The organism is Actinacidiphila acidipaludis (genome assembly GCF_019890725.1).
GTDB classification, from domain to species: Bacteria; Actinomycetota; Actinomycetes; order Streptomycetales; family Streptomycetaceae; genus Actinacidiphila; species Actinacidiphila acidipaludis.
Map to the genome: position 1 here is coordinate 44,228 of NZ_JAINZZ010000003.1, position 19,160 is coordinate 63,387.

Genomic DNA, 19,160 nt, shown 5'->3' on the forward strand with positions numbered 1-19,160 from the left:
CTGCCGCCGTGCCGCTTTCGCGCCGCGGCGGCAGGGGGATTCCGTCCCGCGGCGCGGGGGCGGATGATAACGAGTTCGGTCCGCGGGCGTGTCGTGGTGCCCCGGGTTAGCAACCGGCGTCCATCCCAGGAACAATCAGGCCCGTACCCTGGCGCGGGAGCATGCGACGGGCCGCAGGGGCCGGAAGCACGGGGAACGGCCGCGTAGGCGCGGGCACGGGGAGGTGACAGGGCAGTGGTCGAGCAGCTGAACCAGCACGACCCGAGACGTATCGGCCCTTTCGAGGTGCTGGGACGGCTCGGAGCCGGCGGTATGGGGCTGGTCTATCTCGCCCGCTCGGCATCCGGTCGCCGGGTGGCGATCAAGACGGTCCGCGCGGAACTCGCCGAGGACCAGCTCTTCCGGGTCCGCTTCACCCGTGAAGTGGAGGCGGCCCGGGCCGTCTCCGGCTTCTACACCGCGGCCGTGGTGGACGCCGACCCGCGGGCGGCCGTGCCCTGGCTGGCGACCGCCTACGTCCCGGCGCCCTCGCTGGAAGAGATCGTCAACGAGTCGGGCCCGATGCCCGCCCAGGCCGTGCGCTGGCTGGCCGCCGGCATCGCCGAGGCGCTGCAGTCCATCCACGCGGCGGGCCTGGTGCACCGCGACATGAAGCCGTCCAACGTGCTGGTGGTCGAGGACGGCCCGCGCGTCATCGACTTCGGCATCGCCTCGGGCGTCTCCAACACCCGCCTGACGATGACCAACGTCGCCGTCGGCACGCCCGCCTACATGTCGCCCGAGCAGGCCCGCGACTCGCGCAGCGTGCGCGGCGCCAGCGACATCTTCTCGCTCGGCTCGACCCTGGTCTTCGCCGCCACCGGGCACGCGCCGTTCCACGGCGCCAACCCGGTCGAGACGGTGTTCATGCTGCTGCGCGAGGGCCCGGACCTGAACGGGCTGCCGGACGAACTGCGCCCGCTCATCGAGTCCTGCATGCGCATGGAGGCCGAGCGCCGGCCCACCCCCGCCGACCTGCAGGCGCAGCTCGCCCCGCACCTGTTCTCGGCCGGCGACGACACCGGCACCGCCTCCGCGTGGCTGCCGCCCGGAGCGGTGGCCCTGATAGAGCAGCGACGCAGCGGACGCGGTGCCGTGCCCTCCGCCGCCGGCCGCGGCGCCCACGCCGCCGGGAACCGGCCCGCTCCCGCCCAGGCCTCCGGGCCGCAGGTGCCGGTGTCCGCGCCGCCCCCGCCCCAGTCGCCGCCGAGGCCCCAGCACGGCGGGCACGCCGCGGCCGCCGCCCTGGACGGCAACCACCGGGTCGCCGACCCCGCCGCGTCCGCGTCCCCCGTGCAGCTCGCGGGTTCGGCGCCGATCGGCCCCGGTCTTCGCGTCGCGGAGGTCGCCGAGCGCAAGGTGACGGCGGCTGCGCCGTCCGCCGGGACCGAGTGGGTCCGCCACCGGGCCGGCGCCCACCGCGCCGGCGACCCGGTGCCTCCGCCGGTGGCGGCGCCCGCGCCCGTACCCCCGCAGGCTCCGCCCACCGCGCCGCAGGGGGAGTGGCGGCCGTGGCGTTTCCGCATGTCGAACGACGTGTGGGGCACTCCCGTGGTCTCCGACGGCCTGCTGTACGTCACGTCGTTCGAGGTGCACGCCCTCGACGTGGCCAGCGGCCGGCGCCAGTTCAAGACGCGGGACGTGGCCTGGACAATGGCCGTCTCCGGCGGCCGTATCCACGCCTCCGACGGCCCCAGCCTGTTCGCCCTCGACGCGGCCGACGGCAGCGAGCGCTGGCGCACCTCCATCGACGGCTGGGTGTACGCGGTCCGCACCGACCCGCGCGGTGGCGGCACCGTCGTCACCGGTGTGCGCGGCGGCGGGGTCCAGGCGTGGGACGCCGCCCGCGGCGGCCTGCGCTGGGAGCGCAGTGGTGCGCAGACCGAGTTCGAGCAGCCGGACTCCGGCCCGACCGCCGTCGACGGCACCGTCTACTACCAGGGCGGCGGCCTGCTGCGCGCGGTGGACGCGATGACCGGCGCCGAACGCTGGTCCTACCCGGTCGGAGAGCCCGGCGCCGCGGGGTCGGTGCCGACCCGCCCGGTCGTCGCGGACGGCGTGGTCTACCTGACCGCCGGCACCCGCGTGCTGGCGCTGGACGCCCGGACCGGCGCCGAGCGCTGGCACTTCGAGGCGCCCGCGGTGATGTTCGCGCCGCCCGCCCACGTCCCGGGCGCCGGTGCGTCCGGCGGCGGGATCTACGTGACCGACCACCTGGGCACCGTGTACGCGCTGGATCCGGCCGACGGCCGGGACCGCTGGCGCGTCGCGACCGAGCCGCGCCAGTCACTCGAACCGGTGGTCGTGGCCGCCGGCGCCGTGCACCTGGGCGCGGGCAGCGCGCTGTACACCCTGGACGCCACGGCCGGCACGCCGCGCTGGCGGTTCGCCGCCCAGGGCGAGGTCGTGGGTTCACCGGCGGTCGCCGACGGGCGGGTGCACTTCGGGTCCAAGGACCACTGCCTGTACACGGTCGACGCGCAGGGCGGCCAGTTGCGCTGGCGGCTGGAGACGGGCGGCGAGATCACCGGCTCCCCGGTGGCCGCCGACAGCGTCGTCTACGCCTGCTCCAAGGACCGCTGCGTGTACGCGCTGGACGCGGCGAAGGGTACGGGGGCGGCGTCCCGCCGGGCCTGACGCCGCGTGGTCCGGCCGGCTTGGTGTGCCCGGCCTGACGAGGTGCGGTGCCGGGCCTGACGAGGTGTGGTGCCGACCTGACGAGGTGTCGTCCGCGGTGGGCCCGCCGGTCACCGGCCGGGTGGCGGCGGTTCGTACGGGGGCGGCTCGTATTCGGGATCCGGTTCGTATCCCGGTTCCGGTTCGTATTCGGGATGCGGTTCGTAGCCGGAGTGCGGTTCGTGGCCCGGCTGCGGCTTGGCGTACGGGTCGAGGTCCGGCAGCTCGTACGTGGGCGGTGCGGCGTAGGGGTCGGGCGGTATGGACGGTGGCAGGGGCCGGTCGTGCGACGGTTCGGCGCCGTCACGGTCGAGGGGCACGTCGGGCTGGGCGTAGTGCAGCGGCCGGTTGCGGCCGGGCAGCACGACCGCGGCCGCGCACAGCAGCAGTCCGCCGAGCACCGCGAACGCGACTCCGGTGTCGAGGCCGTTGCCGCCCGCGGTCAGGGAGTGCGAGAACTGCGCCTGGCGGACCATCCACAGCACGGTGAATCCCAGCACGATGACCCCGGCGAGCGCGATCACCAGGCGCGAGCGCAGGAGCACCCCGAGCACGGTCAGCAGGGCCGCGAAGAGCATGGGCAGGAAGAGGGAGCCGAGCAGCGCCGCACCGTGCGGGGTGACCCCGACGCCGGTGAAGAGATCGTCCACCCGGATACCTGAACCGTGACGCCCGCCGTACCACGCACGGAAGGGGCTCCAGACGGCCGCCACCGCCCCGGCCAGCGCGAGCAGAGATCCCAGCATCGTGCGGAACATCGGGTTCCATCACCTCGCGTCGGCCCGCTCGGCCCCCTCGGGGCCGACGCTACGCCCGGGGCCGTGTCGTTGCCAGGCGAGCGGAGGCCGCCGGGTCGGGGCCCCGCCGCCCTCATGTGCGGCCGCTACCGCCGTGTCGTGCGACGACGTCCCGCCCGCGGAAAACGGACCGGCCGCAGCGCCCCCTCCGCGCTGCGGCCGGTCCTTTCGCCCACCGCGGGCGGCCATGTCCCCCTGGCCGCACCGCGTTCCCCCTGGGCGCCCCTGCGGTTCCCCCATCCCCGTGGTATCCCCCTGGTCGTTCCCCCGGGTCCCCGTGGTTTCCCCCTGGTCGTTCCCCGGGGTCCCCGTGGTTTCCCCCTGGTCGTTCCCCCGGTCGTGACCCCCCGGTCACGCCCCCCGTTCCCCCTGCTGTGGTCCCCCTGTCTGGTTCCCCCTGAGCCCCCCTGCCCGTCCCCACGAGCCGGGGTGACCGGCCGGGCCCGCTTGTCGCGGACTCCGGTCAGATCGAGGTCAGGCCGGCTCGTCCGTGACGTGGAAGTTGTCGGGGTTCACCACGGCGGCCTTGGCCTCGGTCAGGAGACCGTCGGGCGCGGTGGCCGGCTCGTCGGTGACGTGGAAGTTGTCCGGGTCGACCTGACCGTCCTGCTTGGGCGGCTGCGGAACTGAGGTGGTCATCGTGCTCTCCTGTGCTCTTGGGGACGTGCTGGTGACGCTCGCCCGGTGGGGACGTATTGCATGGGGCCCGCCCGGCGGCGACCCCCGTGCGCCACCAGGCGGGCGGCTCGTGCAGTGATGGAATCGTGGCATCCTCCGATAATCAACCGATAAACGCCCACGACCCGGAATCACCTGCAGGTATGAGCACTTCATATGACCTACGGCTGGCGTTGCGGAGGACGGCCGGCAGACGGCGGAAGAACGCGGCACGGAAGGGGCGATGGCGCCTCGTCGCCGGACACACGCCCCCGGCCCCCGAACCTCTGCCGACGGTCACTTCGGACGAACCGTCACACCGCCGCTGAGGACTCGGGCTGACCACCGAGCAGCAGGCGGACCTCCTGCGCCTCGGGCGAGCCCAGGGCCGTGTAGATGTTCAGGGCGTCGTGCCAGCAGGCGTCGGCACGGACGGACTGGCCCATGCCCGCGAGCGCCCGGCCCAGCACGGTCAGGGCGTTGGCGACGCGCCACTCGCCGCCGACCTCGCGCAGGATGATCAGGGCCTGTTCGGCGTGCGCGACCGACTGCCGCCAGTTGCGGGCGGCGAGATGGGCGTCGGCGAGGCGGAACAGGGCCATGCCTTCCCAGAGTTGCTGCCGCGCGTCACGGAAGATGGCCAGCGCCTCGGTCAGGCTGACCACCGCCTCGTCCAGCCGCCCGGCCGCGGTGAAGGCGGTGCCCATGGCGTAGAGGCCGTTGCCGAGGCGGAAGCCGGCGCGCAGGTGGCGGTAGATGGTGACGACTTGTTCGGTGGCGGCCAGGGCGGCGTCGGTGTCGCCGAGTTCGATCTGGGCGCGGGCGAGGTTGCTGAGGGCGGCGGCCTCGCCGTGGCGGTTGCCGTCGGCCCGGAAGGCCTCCAGGGCGTGCTGGAGGTACTGGGCGCACTCCTCGAAGCGGCGGCCGTAGATGGCGATGATGCCGCGCAGATTCGGCGCGTAGCTGCACGTCATGGGGTCTTCCGCGGCCAGGCCCTGAACCATGGCCAGCTGGGTCTCGACCTCGGCTTCGTCGAACCGGCCGGTCATGCAGAGCAGTTGACCGAGCCAGATCCTGCCGCGGCCCTCGACCAGCGCGTCACCGCAGTCGTGCGCGGTGGTCACCAGCGCGCGGGCGGCCTGCTCGTACTGCCGGGCGTGGATCCCGGACTCCATCAGGTCCTGGGTGGCCAGCAGCAGGTCGACCGCGCGGCGCATCGGCCCCTGGCAGCCGCCGCCGGCCGCCTGCTGCACCGCCGCCAGCAGACCCTGCGCCTCGCTGAACAGCCACTCCAGGGCCTCGTCGCGGGAGCCGAAGACCAGTCCCGGCCGCGCGACCGCCGCGAGGTGGTCCAGCACGCGGTCGCCGGGGTTCTCCAGCTCGTACACGCACGCCGCCGACGCCAGGTAGAAGTCCAGCAGCCGTGACAGCGCCGCGCAGCGGCTGTCGTCGCTCTCGTCGTGCTCGGCCCGCTCCCGCGCGTACAGGCGCAGCAGGTCGTGGAAGCGGTAGCGGGCCGGCGCCGCGGACTCGATCAGGCTGATGTCGACCAGCGCCTCCAGCAGCTCCTCGGTCTCGTACGGGTCCAGGTCCAGCACCGCGGCCGCCGCGTCCAGCGAGATGTCGGGGCCCTCGGGCAGCGACAGCAGCCGGAACGCCCGCGCCTGGGCCGGCGACAGATGCCCGTACCCCAGGGCGAAGGTGGCCTTGACCGCCAGGTCCCCGGCCCGCAACTCGTCCAGCCGCCGCCGCTGGTCGGCCAGCTTGCGGGCCAGCACGGACACCGTCCACGTCCGCCGCGCCGCCAGCCGCGCGGCCGCGATCCGGATCGCCAACGGCAGGAACCCGCAGGCCCCCACCACGTCCAGAGCGGCCTGCCGTTCCCCGGCCACCCGCTCCTCTCCCACGATCCGGGAGAACAACTGGAGAGCTTCCTCGGGCGACATCACGTCCAGGTCGACCAGATGCGCACCCGCCAGGTCCACCATGCGCACCCGGCTGGTCACCAGCGCCGCACACCCCGGGGTCCCCGGCAGCAACGGCCGTACCTGCGCCGCGTCATAGGCGTTGTCCAGCAGTGTCAGCACCCGGCGCCCGTCCAGCGTCGAGCGGTACAACGCCGCACGCTCCGCCAGCGTCTCGGGGATCGCCGAGTTCGGCACGCCCAACGCCCGCAGGAACCCGCCCAGCACCGCCTCCGGCTCGGCCGGCCGCGCCTCCGTCCCCTGGAGATCCACGTACAACTGCCCGTCCGGGAAGGCCTCCCGCGCACTGTGCGCGACGTGCACCGCCAACGTCGTCTTGCCGACACCGCCGATACCCGCGACAGCGGAGACCGCCATCACACCGGACTCCGAGGACGCTTCCGCGAGTTGATCGCCGAGTTCGCGGACCATCGCCAGCCGCCCGGTGAAGTCGGCGACCGTGGCGGGAAGTTGTGCCGGACGGGGGAAGTCCGGGATGCCGTGACCGGTGCCGCTGGGGGCGGCGAGCGAGGCGTCCGCCTCGAGGATGCGCTGGTGCAGGTCGCTGAGTTCGACGGAGGGGTCGATGCCCAGTTCCTCGGCGAGCAGGCGGCGGGTGTCGGCGTAGACGCCGAGTGCCTCGGCCTGGCGGCCGCTGCGGTAGAGGGCGAGCATCAGCAGGGCGCGCAGGCGTTCGCGCAGCGGGTGTTCCGCGGAGAGCGCGGTGAGTTCGGAGACCGCCTCGACGTGCGCGCCGAGTTCGAGGTCGAGTTCGAGGCGCGCTTCGAGCAGCCCGAGGTACCACTCGGCGAGCCGGCTGCGCTGCATCTCGGCGTAGGGGCCGGGGAGTCCGGCGAGCGGTTCGCCGTGCCACAGGGCCAGGGCGGAGCCGAGCAGCTCACGGGCCCGCGCCGGGTCGCTCGCGCGGTTCTTCTCGGCCTCGGCGGTGAGCCGTTCGACGACCGTGTGGTCCAGGGCGTCGGCCGCGACGCGCAGCGCGTAGCCGCCGGAGTCGGTGACCAGGGCCTCGGGGCCGAGCGCCTTGCGCAGCCGGAACGCGTACGAACGCAAGGCCGCCAGCGCCGTGTTGGGCGGGCTCTCGCCCCACACGGCGTCGAGGAGTTCGGACGCGGTGGCCGTGCGGCCGCCGCGCAGCAGGAGGGCGGCGAGCAGCGCGCGCTGCTGCGGGGCGCCGGTACCGATCGGCTCGTCGCCGCGCCAGGCGCGCACCGGGCCGAGGACCGCGAACCGCAGGCCCGAGCCCGGCTCCGTCCTGCTTACCATCTATGCCCCCTGAGTCGCCGACGAGCCGGTCCTCCCCGGAGCCGGCTCTCGTGCACGTATATCAATCGTTCATCGGTGAACGGAACAGTTGTCCGCATGGGACGAGGAGCCGAGGGTTCGGCCCCGTCCGTGCCAGTTTGCCGTCTCGCGCCGCCGGGGTCACCCCGTGCATGGTGCCGATCCGGCCTCCTGGCGAAAGTTGGGCTGAATTTGAGATTCCGTCTGTGCATGCGCGGAGGTTGTGCTGTGTGGGGAGAGTTCGGGTCCGTGTGCTTTGTGCGACGGGGCTGGTGACGGAGCGGCCATGTGCGACAGGTGCACGTCGGGTTCCACCGGTATGCCGGTTTCCGGTGAGGCGTTCGGCGAATGGCCGGAACCGGCTCACGCGACGCGGCCGGCCGGCCGCCCCTCCGGTACGGTTCGCGGTCGCCACCGGCGAGCCCCGCGACGTGAGCGCGGCGGCGCTGCGGAACGTCCGGTCCGCGTGGTCCGGACGGCCGGCCCGGTCCCTGCCGCACCGTCGGCGGCCGGCGCCACGGCGGCCGGAGCGTCCTCGATGAGCGGTCCCGGCGGCCCGGGCGGCCCCAGCGGCGGTGGCAACGGGAGCAGCAGCCGGGGCGGCAACGGTGGCGGCGGAGGCAACGGCGGCAGCCGCGGCTGGTCCGGCGGCACGCGTCCGTGGACCGGCGACATCGGCCGCCTCCCCGGCCCGCTGCTGCGCTACCACGCCGAACGTCACCCGCAGGACGTGCCCGCGCTGCCCTTCCCGGCGTCCGCCGTCACCGGCACCGCCGGCTGCAGCTTCGCCGAACTCGACCGGCGCGCCCGGGCGGTGGCCGCCCGGCTGGGCACCCTGCTGCACCCCGGCAGCCGCGTCATGCTCGTCTACCCGCAGGGCCCGGACCTGGCCGGCGCGTTCTTCGGCTGCCTGTACGCGGGCATGGCGGCGATCCCGGTCGTGCAGCGGGCGCCCGGTGTCGCGGGCGTGGTGCCGCGCGCGGTGGCCCGCTGCGCTCCCGACCTGGTGCTGACCGGCGCCGACGCGTGGTCGCCGCTGGCGATCGACCGCAGCCGCACGCACGTGGCGGAGGCGGACGGGATCCGCGTGTGCGGGGAACCGGTGTGGCGCCTCGCCCAGAGCTGGCGGCCGGTCGGGGTGCTGCGCAGCGCGCCCGCGTACCACCGCTACCACGACGACGGCGCGGCGGGCGGCCGCCTGGAGCCCGCGATGGGTCACGGCGACCTGTCCGACGTCATGGGCGAACTCGCGCAGGCGGTGCGGCTCGGTACGGACGAGGAGAACGTCGGCTGGATCGCCGCCGTCCACGGCGTGGAGGACGCGGTGTGGCGCATCCTGCTGCCGGTGCGGGTCACCGGCTGAGGGGGCGGCCGCACGGAGCCGCCGGGCCGCCGGGCCGGGGAGACGGCGATCCGCCGAACCCGAGATCCGCTGAGCCGGAGATCCCCTGAGCTGGTGATCCCCTGAGCCGGTGATCCGTTCATCCCGTGATCGGGTGATCGTTCTTCCGATGAGCACGGAGTTGCGGTGAGTCGCTCATCCACTGATCCGCTGATCGCCATGTCGGTTGATCCGTTGATCCGGTGATCGCCCCGCCCCGGTCGGGTGAATCGAGCGCACCGGCCGATCCCCCGATGCGATGATCGGCCGGCGTGGCACTCGACGGGTCGGTCGATCGGACGGTGCTATCGACGGCCCAGCCAGATGGGGTTGGTGATCGCGGCCGCGGCCCCGGGCAGCAGCGAACCCTCGGGCGTCGGATGCCGTACCTCGGCGCGCACATAGGCGGCCAGCGAGGGGGTCGTCACCCATTCGAGCACCCCGGACTCCGGGAGCAGCGCCCCGACCGTCTGGCCCTCGTCCGTCAGCAGCCGCAGCAGTGACGTCGACGGCACCCCGCTCACCTCCAGACGCACCGTGACCTCCGCGTCCTGCGCGACCTCCAGGCGGTCGCCGATGCCGGCGTGTTCGCCCTGCGGGCCGGTCGCGGTGAGCGAGAGCTGGACGTCGGCGTTCTCCGCGATCCACGAGCGCCCGGCCCTGATGCCGGCCTGCAGCGCGTGCCGGTCGAGGCCGTCGGCCAGCACCACGGTCTGCGGCAGGCCCACGACGTCCGGGTCGCGGTGGGCGTCGGAGTTGCCCATCGCCGGGATCCAGTGGCCGTCGCCGCGCCGGGCCGCGCCGGTCAGCAGGTTGTCCCAGGTGAGGAGCGACGCCTCGTCGTCGGGCGTCCAGGCGCCGTTCCACACCTCGACGGCGTCGACGTTGTCGTAGCCGAACTTCCACTGGCTGGCGAGGCTGATGCCGTACGGGTGGGCGGGCACCACGATGCCGCCGGCGCGCCGGATCTGCCGCGCGAACCGGTCGAAGGCGTCGTCGCGCGCACGGTAGCGGAAGTCGATCCACTCGCCGGCGTCAACACCGATGGCCAGGAAGTGACCGTTGCGGGTGGTGATCTCCTCGCCCGTCATGATGAGCAGATCGTCGCCCGCCTGCGGGCCGAGGTAGGCGTGCGCGGCGTTGGTGTTGTGATCACTCGAGTTGATGAAGTCCAGCCGCGCCGCCCGGGCGAGTGACGCCAGTTCCTCCAGGGTGCGCTTGCCGTCGGAGTAGACGGTGTGCAGGTGGCAGTCGCCGCGGTACCAGGCACGGCCGCGGCCGCGCGCGTGGTCCGGCGGGTAGTCCGGTACGACCGTCGTACCGGGATCGCCGAAGCTGAGGGTGACCGTCACCGAGTAGTCAAGCCCCTGCGGCGCGACGGTGTAGGGGCCGAGGACCACGTGCCAGGTGCCGGCCTCCACCGGTCCCGCGACATAGCCGGGCGTCGCCTCGCCGGCGCTGATCGCGAACTCGGTGCGGGCGCCGCCCGACCAGCCGCGGAAGCCGCGGCCGCCCAGGTCGGTGCCGCGCTGGTCGAAGATGCCGATGTCGCAGGCGTTGCCGAGGACGCCCGGCGGCACCTGAGGGCGGTCGTAGGTGTACGACACCGCGATCCGCCGCACGCCGTGCGGCACCTCGACGGGCAGGTACACGAAGTCGGCGACCCCGGTCGGCAGGTGGCCGGTGATGGTCCGGGTCCGGTCGGCGCCGCCCCCCGCCGGGGCGCCACCACCGGCCGGCACACCGGCGCCGGAGTCGGATGCGGCCGCGAAGTCCACAGGAGCCAGCGTAAGCACACCCGTCGCGCCCGCCAGTGCGGAAAGCTTCAGTACGTCTCGTCGGTCCATGTCCTCAAGGATCACCTGCGCGAGTGACATGCGTGTGGCCGCGCCCTGTGCAGCGGGGTACGGGAAGCAGCAGGATCAGTGCCGAACCGTTCATCACCCGCGGAGGTCCGTGTGCGCATCGCGACGACCATCTTCCTCACCGATGAGACGATCACACCGGTGCAGTTGGCCCAGGAGCTGGAGCAGCGCGGCTTCGCGGGTCTGTACCTCCCCGAGCACACCCACATCCCCGTCTCCCGCGCCACCCCCTACCCCGCGGGCGAGCCGCTCCCGCCGGAGTACGGCCGCACCCTCGACGCGTTCGGCGCGCTGTCCGCCGCCGCGGCCGTCACCCGCACCCTCGGCCTGGGCACGGCGATCACCCTGGTGGCGCAGCACGACCCGATCGTGCTCGCCAAGCAGATCGCCACCCTCGACCACCTCTCCGGCGGCCGGTTCACCCTCGGCGTCGGGTTCGGCTGGAACCGGGAGGAGGCCGCCGACCACGGCGTCCCCTGGGAGCGGCGCCGCGCCTTCGTCCGTGACCGCATGGCCGTCATGCGCGCCCTGTGGGCACCGGAACCCAGCGCCCACAGCGGCGAGTTCGCCTCCGTCCAGGCCAGTCACGCCTACCCCAAGCCGGCCGCCGGCACGGTCCGCACCCTGGTCGGCGGCGCCGCGGCCGCGAGCACGTTCGCCCAGGTCGCCGGGTACGCCGACGGCTGGATGCCGATCGGCAGCCGCGGCCTCGACGAGGCACTGCCGCTGCTGCGCGCCGCCTGGCAGGAGGCCGGTCGCGGCCCGGCGGAACCCGCGGTCGTCCCCACCGCCGTGCAGCCGAGCGCCGGCAAGCTGGCCCGGCTGCGGGACCTCGGCGTCGAGGAGGTCATCGTGCAGCTGCCGACCGCCGGCCCCGCCGAAGTGCTGCGCACCCTCGACGACTACGCCCAGTACCTGTGACACCTGTGACCGCGCCCCCGACGGCCGCGTCGGCGGCCGCCTATTCCCGATCGGGTGACTGTTCCGTCGGATCGGACGGTGATATTCCCGACAGCCCGGCAGCTCGTCGTACCGCCCCGCGATCCCCTGACCGTGCACGGCACGCGCATATCCTCGGGGAATGACCGTGTCGCCACCGTCGCCGCCCACACCGACCGCCATGCGCCGAGCCCTGCATCGGGCGGAACAGGGCGTGGCCCTCGACGCCGGTGAGGCCGCGGTGCTGCTGCAGGCCCGCGGCGAGGACCTGACCCGGCTCGCCGCGACCGCGGCCCGCGTGCGTGACGCCGGGCTGGAGGCCGCCGGGCGCCCCGGCGTCATCACCTACTCCCGCAAGGTCTTCATCCCGCTGACCCGGCTGTGCCGCGACAAGTGCCACTACTGCACGTTCGTCACCGTCCCCGGCAAGCTGCGCCGGGAGGGCCACGGGATGTTCCTGTCGCCCGACGAGGTGCTGGACATCGCCCGCCGCGGCGCCGAGATGGGCTGCAAGGAAGCGCTGTTCACCCTCGGCGACCGCCCGGAGGACCGCTGGCCCGAGGCCCGGGAGTGGCTCGACGCGCACGGCTACGACGACACCCTCGCCTATGTGCGGGCGATGGCGATCCGGGTCCTGGAGGAGACCGGCCTGCTGCCGCACCTCAACCCCGGCGTGCTGTCCTGGACCGACCTGCAGCGCCTGAAGCCCGTCGCGCCGTCCATGGGCATGATGCTGGAGACCACGGCCACCCGCCTGTGGTCCGAGCCCGGCGGCCCGCACCACGGTTCGCCCGACAAGGAACCGGCGGTCCGGCTGCGGGTGCTGGAGGACGCCGGCCGCTCCAACGTCCCCTTCACCACCGGCATCCTCATCGGCATCGGCGAGACGTACGAGGAGCGCGCCGACGCGCTGTTCGCGATCCGCCGCACCGCCCGCGCCTACCACGGCATCCAGGAAGTGATCGTCCAGAACTTCCGGGCCAAGCCGGACACCGCGATGCGCGGCATGCCGGACGCCGAACTCGGCGAACTCGCCGCCACCATCGCGGTCGCCCGCCTGGTGCTCGGCCCGGCCGCCCGCATCCAGGCGCCGCCGAACCTCGTCGACGGCGAGTACGGCCGTTTCATCGACGCGGGCATCGACGACTGGGGCGGGGTCTCCCCGCTCACCCCCGACCACGTCAACCCCGAACGCCCCTGGCCGCAGATCGACGAACTCGCCGCCCGCACCGCCGCCGCGGGCTTCACGCTTCGGGAACGGCTCACGATCTACCCGGAGTTCGTCCGGCGCGGCGAACCCTGGCTCGACCCGCGGCTGGTCCCGCACGTCCAGGCCCTCGCCGACCCCGCGACCGGCCTGGCCCGCGAGGACGCCGCCGTGACCGGCCGCCCCTGGCAGGAGCCGGACGACGGGTTCGGGACGGCGGCCGCCGGCCGCACCGACCTGCACCGCACCATCGACACCGACGGCCGCACCGGCGACCGCCGCGACGACTTCGACGAGGTCTACGGCGACTGGGCGGCGCTCAAGGAGCGAGCCGCGCCCGGCATGGTGCCCGACCGCGTCGACGCCGACGTGGCGCAGGCGCTGTCGACCGCCGCCGATGACCCGGCCAGGCTCACCGACGACCAGGCGCTCGCGCTGCTGCACGCGGAGGGCCCCGCGCTGGACGCCCTGTGCCGCATCGCCGACGACCTCCGGCGCGACACCGTCGGCGACGAGGTGACCTACGTCGTCACCCGCAACATCAACTTCACCAACGTCTGTTACACCGGCTGTCGTTTCTGCGCGTTCGCGCAGCGCCGCACCGACGCCGACGCCTACACCCTGTCCCTGGACCAGGTCGCCGACCGCGCGGAACAGGCCTGGCAGGTCGGCGCGACCGAGGTGTGCATGCAGGGCGGCATCCACCCCGACCTGCCCGGCACCGCGTACTTCGACATCGTCCGGGCGGTCAAGGCCCGCGTCCCGCAGATGCACGTCCACGCGTTCTCGCCGATGGAGGTCGTCAACGGCGCCACGCGCACCGGACTGTCGATCCGCGACTGGCTGACCGCGGCGAAGGAGGCGGGCCTGGACTCCATCCCCGGCACCGCCGCCGAGATCCTCGACGACGAGGTCCGCTGGGTGCTGACCAAGGGCAAACTCCCCACCGCCACCTGGATCGAGGTCGTCACCACCGCCCACGACCTGGGCATCCGCTCGTCGTCGACGATGATGTACGGCCACGTCGATCAGCCCCACCACTGGCTCGGCCACCTGCGGCTGCTCGCGGAGATCCAGCAACGCACCGGCGGCTTCACGGAGTTCGTCACCCTGCCGTTCATCCACACCAACGCGCCGGTCTACCTCGCCGGGATCGCCCGGCCCGGACCCACCGCCCGCGACAACCGGGCGGTGACCGCGATGGCCCGCCTGCTGCTCCACCCGCACATCCCCAACATCCAGACCAGCTGGGTCAAGCTCGGCGCGGACGGCGCCGCGCGGATGCTGCGCGACGGCGCCAACGACCTCGGCGGGACGCTGATGGAGGAGACGATCTCCCGGATGGCGGGCTCGGCGTACGGCTCCTACCGCTCCATCCGCGACCTGACCGCCATCGCCGAGGCCGCCGGGCGGCCCGCCCGCCAGCGCACCACCCTCTACGGGCAGGTCCCGCAGGAGCGGATGGACGCCGGGCTCGCCTCCGACGGCCATCTGCCCGAACTCCTCCCCGTCCTGGACGACTGAGCCGACGGCCCGCGGGCCGCCGGACGACGGCGTCCCCGAGGGCCGGCTCCGCCGACGGGCGGCCGTCCCGTCCACCCGGCCCACAACGCCACCACCGGCCGCCCCGAGCCACGACCCCCGACGTCGGGTGCACCCGCGCCGACCTGCCCTTCCCCGCCGGCGCGAGCCCTGACGGCACCTTCCGCCACGAGCCCGCCACCCGGAGGAATTTCCCGCCACGTCACGCCCGAGTCCTCCCGCGTACTTGCCCGCGCACGCCTGGAGTGGTGAAGTCCCCGGTGAATCCAGTGAGTTGCGGCACCCTTTGGGGGAGATGTGACGCGGAGCGGCATGCGGGAGCGGGCAGGGATCCGGTGGGGAGCGGCCGTGCTGGCGGCTCTGGGCGTGGCGGCGGGCTCCCTCGCCGGCGCGTCCGCGGCCGGCGCCGACGGCGGCCTGCCGCTGGACAACGTCGAGCACCTGGCGCGGGGCGTGGACTACGGGCAGTTCACCGTGACCGGCGGCCACGGCCCGGTCCACGGGCATGTGATCTCCGTGGACCTGGCCGACCCGGGGGTGCGGGCCGACCTGCTGACGCCCGGGGCGGTCGGCGCCCGCGGCACGGTCTCCGCCATGGCCGACGCCCGGCACGCGGTCGGCGGCGTGAACGGCGACTTCTTCGACATCACCGAGACCCAGCACCCCGGCGTCGACCCGACCGGATCCTCCGACGGCCCGGAGATCGGTGCGGGCCGGGACCTGAAGGCCGCCGTGCCGGACGCCCAGCGCTTCGGCCCGGCCATGCCGCCGGGGGAGACCACCCGCGACGTGCTCGGCGTCGGTGTGGACCGCCGGGCCCGGCTGGACCGTCTCGACCTGGCGGGCGACATCCGCACCGCGCAGGGCGACTGGGCCCTCGGCGGCTACAACCAGTACGCCCTCCCGGTCGGCGGCATCGGCGCCTACACCGCCGGCTGGGGCGCCGCCTCGCGTGAGCGCGCGGTGTGCGGCTCGGACACCTCCCGCGCCGCGGGCTGCAGCACCGACACCTACGAGGTCGCGGTCCGCCACGGCCGTGTCGCCGCCGAGGCGGACACCGCCGGCTCGGGTGCCATCGCCGCCGACACGACGGTGCTGCTCGGCCGCGACGCCGGGGCCGATACCCTGCGCGCGCTGCACGTCGGCGACCGGGTGCAGGTGGGGGCGCACCTGGAGCCGTCCGCGACCCACGTCCCGTACGCGTTCGCGGTCGGCGGCTTCCCGATCCTGCGGGACGGGCAGCCGCCGGCCGGGCTGGACGCCGTGACCGCCGCCACCCGCACCGCCGCCGGTTTCGGCGACGGCGGGCGCGTCCTCTACCTGCTGGCCCTGGACGGCAGCGCGGAGTCCAACGCCGGCCTGACCATCGCCGAACTGTCCACCGTCATGCACGAGTTGGGCGCAGACGACGCGGTCAACCTGGACGGTGGCGGCTCCACGACCCTGGTCACCCGGGGCCCGGACGACGCCGCGTCGGTGGTCCGCAACCATCCCACGGGCGGCGCGGAGCGCCCGGTCGCCAACGGGATCGGAATCTTCGCCGGTCCCCGGTGACGCCGGGCGGAATGCCGCCGCAAAGATCGGAAGGCCCGCTGAATCGGGTTCGCGGCGGCGCAATCGAGTTCCGGGAAAGCGCTCGGGCAAAGCCCCGAAAACCGCCCGTACAAAGTGTCCTGAATCCTTCCTCAGCGGGCCGGGCATTCCCCGCCATCTCCGCCATCGGCCCCGTTCAGGGACAACACCCGGCCATTTTCCCCGTCCCGGCCACCGGCCCGGCGGCGCCCCTTCCGCGCCGGGCCGCGTCGGATATCGTGCTGGCGCAGAACGCGTTCAGATCGGGGGATGATCGAAGGGGACCGCTTTGACGGCTGTCTGGGGACGGGCGCAGCAGCAGGACTTCCGCAGCCGCGTCCGAGGGTGCCTGCTCGGCGGCGCGATCGGCGACGCCCTCGGCGCGGGCGTGGAGTTCGAGTCGCTGGAGGCCATCCAGGCCGGCCACGGTCCGGACGGGGTCACCGACTACGTCCCGGCGTACGGCCGGCGTGGTGCGATCACCGACGACACACAGATGACCCTGTTCACCGTGGAGGGGCTGATCCGGGCGCAGGTCCGCCGGGACACCGGCGCCTGGCACCCGCCGACCGACATCCACCGGGCGTACCGCCGCTGGTCGGCCACGCAGACCGAGTGGGGGCCGGACGAGCGCCGCAAGGACAGCGGCTGGCTGGCCCGCGAGGAGTGGCTCTACGCGCGGCGAGCCCCCGGCGGCGCGTGCCTGAGCGGACTGGCCGACGACACCATGGGCACCCTGGAGGCGCCGAAGAACCCCGGTTCCAAGGGCTGCGGCACGGTGATGCGCTCGGCGCCGTTCGGGCTGCTCGTCGGCTGGGAGCCGCAACTGGTCTTCCAGCTCGCCGTGGAGTGCGCCGCGCAGACCCACGGCCACCCGACCGGGCAGCTCGCGGCCGGCGCGTTCGCCGTCATCGTGCACGGGCTGGCCCGCGGCGAGGCCCTCGACGGCTCGGTGCAGCACGCGCTCGCGCTGCTCGGCGCCCGCCCGGGTCACCAGGAGACCACCGACGCGCTGCAGAGCGCCCTGGGCGCGGTGCGGCAGGGCCTGCCGTCGCCGCAGCGGGTGGAGGCGCTCGGCGAGGGCTGGACGGCGGAGGAGGCGCTGGCGATCGGGGTGTACTGCGCGCTGGTGGCCGAGGACGTCCGGCACGGCCTGCTGCTGGCGGTGAACCACTCGGGCGACAGCGACTCCACCGGGTCCATCTGCGGCAACCTGCTCGGTGTGCAGCACGGGGAGACGGCGCTGCCGCCGGCCTGGATAGCCGAGCTGGAGGGCCGGGCGACGATCCTCCAGCTCGCGGACGACTTCGCCATGGAGATGACGCAGGCACCCGCGCTGCACGGGCCCGCGGGCGCGAGCCCGGCCTGGCTCGACCGCTACCCCGCGGCCTGACCGCCCCTCCCCCCGTGGAGGGGCGGTCGCCTTGCGTGGCGCCCCCACATCGGCCGCCGGCCGGGTGCGCGCGGGTGCGTCGCCCGCTCAGTCGCCGACCGCGCTCGACCCGAGCACCGTGTCCCCGGCCGCGGCCGGCTCCGGCAGCGCGACCGAACCCGCGCCCGGGTCGTCGTTGTTGACCTTCGCCAGCAGCGCGTCGCGCTCCGGGGTGTCCTCCGGCTTGATCCAGCCGATCACGATGAAGAGGAACAGCGAGATCGCGACCGGGACGGAGATCTGGTATTCGAGGTTGACGCCCCCCGAGATCGCGTCGTTGACCGGGTAGTTGAGCAGGTAGAACGCCAGCAGACCCATCGCCCAGCTCACCAGTGCGGCGGTCGGGCCGGACTTGCGGAACCGCGGGATCAGGCCGAGCAGGAACGGGATGGCGATCGGGCCGACGAGCCCGGCCACCCACTTGATCACGATGGTGATGATGTCCTTGAACGTCGGCGAGTTGACCTGCGTGGCGACCGTCATCGACAGCCCCAGGAACAGCAGCGTGGTGACGCGCGCCGCGATCAGCCCGACGCTGGTGCTCCAGGCTCGTGCGGTGCGCGACACCGCCGGCGCGATGTCGCGGGTGACGACGGCGGCGATCGCGTTGGCGTCGGAGGAGCACATGGCCATGGTGTGCGAGAAGAAGCCGACGACCACCAGACCCAGCAGGCCGTGCGGCAGCAGCCGTTCGGTGAGCAGCGCGTAGGAGTCGGACGCATCCGGCTTCTTGGCGTGCACCAGCAGCGGCGAGATCCACATCGGGAAGAACAGCACCGCGGGCCAGACGAACCACAGCGCCGCCGAGAGCGTGGCGCTGCGCTGCGCCTGGCGGGCCGAGCCCGTCGCCATGTAGCGCTGGGCCTGGTTCCACATGCCGCCGTTGTACTCGAAGGTCTTGATGAACAGGTACGCCACCAGGAAGATCGCCGTGTAGGGGCCGGCCGTGGGGTGGTTGTGGTGGTGCAGCGCCGGCTCGTCCCAGACGTTCCACAGGCTGCTGACGCCGCCGAGCTTGGCCAGCGCGGCGATCAGCATGGCCAGCCCCGCCACGAGCTGGATGACGAACTGCCCCAGCTCGGTGAGCGCGTCGGCCCACAGCCCGCCGACGGTGCAGTACACCGCGGTGATCGCACCGGTGATGACGATGCCCTGGGTGATGGTCACCCCGGTGAACACCGACAACAGGGTGGCGATGGCCGCCCACTTGGCGCCCACGTCCACGATCTTGAGCAGCACGCCCGACCACGCGAGCGCCTGCTGGGTGGGCAGGTTGTAGCGCTCCTTCAGATACTCCAGCGGCGACGCCACCTGCAGCCGTGAGCGCATCCGGTTCAGCCGGGGCGCGAAGAGCTTGGCGCCCAGGGCCACGCCGATGGCGATCGGGAACGCCCAGGTGAAGTAGGAGGTGACGCCGTAGGTGTAGGAGATGCCCGCGTACCCGGTGAAGAGCACCGCACTGTATCCGGACATGTGGTGGGAGATGCCGGACAGCCACCACGGCATCCGTCCGCCGGCGGTGAAGTAGTCGCCGACGGTGTCCACGCGCTTGTGTGACCAGACGCCGATCGCCACCATCACGCCGAAGTACGCGATGAGCACGGCCCAGTCGAGACCATTCATGTCCCCTCCAGGGGGTCCGCCTTGTGAACGAGAGCGCACTTCGCTGCGACGCTCCGTCGGGCGGTGGCCCCCGTGCGGGAGCGGGGACTTCCGGGGATTGAACCCTTGCTCCAGGGTGCCGGTCAAGGGTTCAGCGTTCAAGAGTCTGAACGCAAATCAGACCG

11 protein-coding genes are annotated in these 19,160 nt (G+C 73.7%); 6 read left to right on the top strand and 5 right to left on the bottom strand.

From position 1 onward, the window contains the following. Nucleotides 1-234: 234 nt before the first annotated feature. Complete coding sequence (gene afsK / locus K7862_RS03545) at nucleotides 235-2,676, top strand: protein serine/threonine kinase AfsK (RefSeq protein ID WP_222960492.1); 2,442 nt, start codon at nucleotides 235-237, stop codon at nucleotides 2,674-2,676. Between the two features lie 110 nt (nucleotides 2,677-2,786). On the opposite strand, the gene K7862_RS03550 is transcribed toward afsK, so the two are convergent. The 3 genes from K7862_RS03550 to afsR form a co-directional block, all read right to left on the bottom strand. Then, nucleotides 2,787-3,461: a hypothetical protein gene (locus tag K7862_RS03550; protein WP_262412611.1), complete on the bottom strand. Its 675-nt coding sequence runs from the start codon at nucleotides 3,459-3,461 to the stop codon at nucleotides 2,787-2,789. Nucleotides 3,462-3,986: 525 nt separating this feature from the next. Beyond that, nucleotides 3,987-4,151, bottom strand: a complete 165-nt coding sequence (locus K7862_RS03555) for a hypothetical protein (RefSeq protein WP_222960497.1) — start codon at nucleotides 4,149-4,151, stop codon at nucleotides 3,987-3,989. A 332-nt stretch (nucleotides 4,152-4,483) separates the two neighbouring features. After that, nucleotides 4,484-7,417 carry an SARP-family global regulator AfsR gene (gene afsR / locus K7862_RS03560; RefSeq protein ID WP_222960499.1) on the bottom strand — a complete coding sequence of 978 codons (2,934 nt, stop codon included), beginning with the start codon at nucleotides 7,415-7,417 and terminating at the stop codon, nucleotides 4,484-4,486. A 556-nt stretch (nucleotides 7,418-7,973) separates the two neighbouring features. On the opposite strand from afsR, the gene K7862_RS03565 reads away from it, so the two are divergent. After that, on the top strand, nucleotides 7,974-8,798 hold the full coding sequence (locus K7862_RS03565) for an AMP-binding protein (protein ID WP_262412612.1): 825 nt from the start codon (nucleotides 7,974-7,976) through the stop codon (nucleotides 8,796-8,798). A 323-nt stretch (nucleotides 8,799-9,121) separates the two neighbouring features. On the opposite strand, the gene K7862_RS03570 is transcribed toward K7862_RS03565, so the two are convergent. Then, nucleotides 9,122-10,663, bottom strand: coding sequence for a CehA/McbA family metallohydrolase (locus tag K7862_RS03570; RefSeq protein ID WP_222960501.1), 1,542 nt, complete (start codon nucleotides 10,661-10,663; stop codon nucleotides 9,122-9,124). 111 nt (nucleotides 10,664-10,774) lie between these two features. Between K7862_RS03570 and K7862_RS03575 the strand changes: the two genes are divergently transcribed. The 4 genes from K7862_RS03575 (at nucleotide 10,775) to K7862_RS03590 (ending at nucleotide 17,334) form a co-directional block, all read left to right on the top strand. Next, the gene (locus K7862_RS03575; protein WP_222960503.1) at nucleotides 10,775-11,602 is read left to right on the top strand and encodes a TIGR03619 family F420-dependent LLM class oxidoreductase; all 828 of its coding nucleotides are present in this window, start codon (nucleotides 10,775-10,777) and stop codon (nucleotides 11,600-11,602) included. Nucleotides 11,603-11,762: 160 nt separating this feature from the next. Next, nucleotides 11,763-14,351: a bifunctional FO biosynthesis protein CofGH gene (locus K7862_RS03580; protein ID WP_222960506.1), complete on the top strand. Its 2,589-nt coding sequence runs from the start codon at nucleotides 11,763-11,765 to the stop codon at nucleotides 14,349-14,351. Nucleotides 14,352-14,681: 330 nt separating this feature from the next. Next, a complete protein-coding gene (locus K7862_RS03585; protein ID WP_222960508.1) occupies nucleotides 14,682-15,923 on the top strand; it encodes a phosphodiester glycosidase family protein in 1,242 nt (413 codons plus the stop codon). Between the two features lie 307 nt (nucleotides 15,924-16,230). Beyond that, nucleotides 16,231-17,334 (top strand): ADP-ribosylglycohydrolase family protein, encoded by a 1,104-nt coding sequence (locus K7862_RS03590; protein WP_222960510.1) that lies wholly within the window; start codon nucleotides 16,231-16,233, stop codon nucleotides 17,332-17,334. An 87-nt stretch (nucleotides 17,335-17,421) separates the two neighbouring features. Here the strand turns inward: K7862_RS03590 and K7862_RS03595 are convergent, their stop codons facing one another. Continuing rightward, nucleotides 17,422-18,996: a sodium:solute symporter family protein gene (locus K7862_RS03595; RefSeq protein WP_222960512.1), complete on the bottom strand. Its 1,575-nt coding sequence runs from the start codon at nucleotides 18,994-18,996 to the stop codon at nucleotides 17,422-17,424. Between the last annotated feature and the right edge of the window lie 164 nt (nucleotides 18,997-19,160).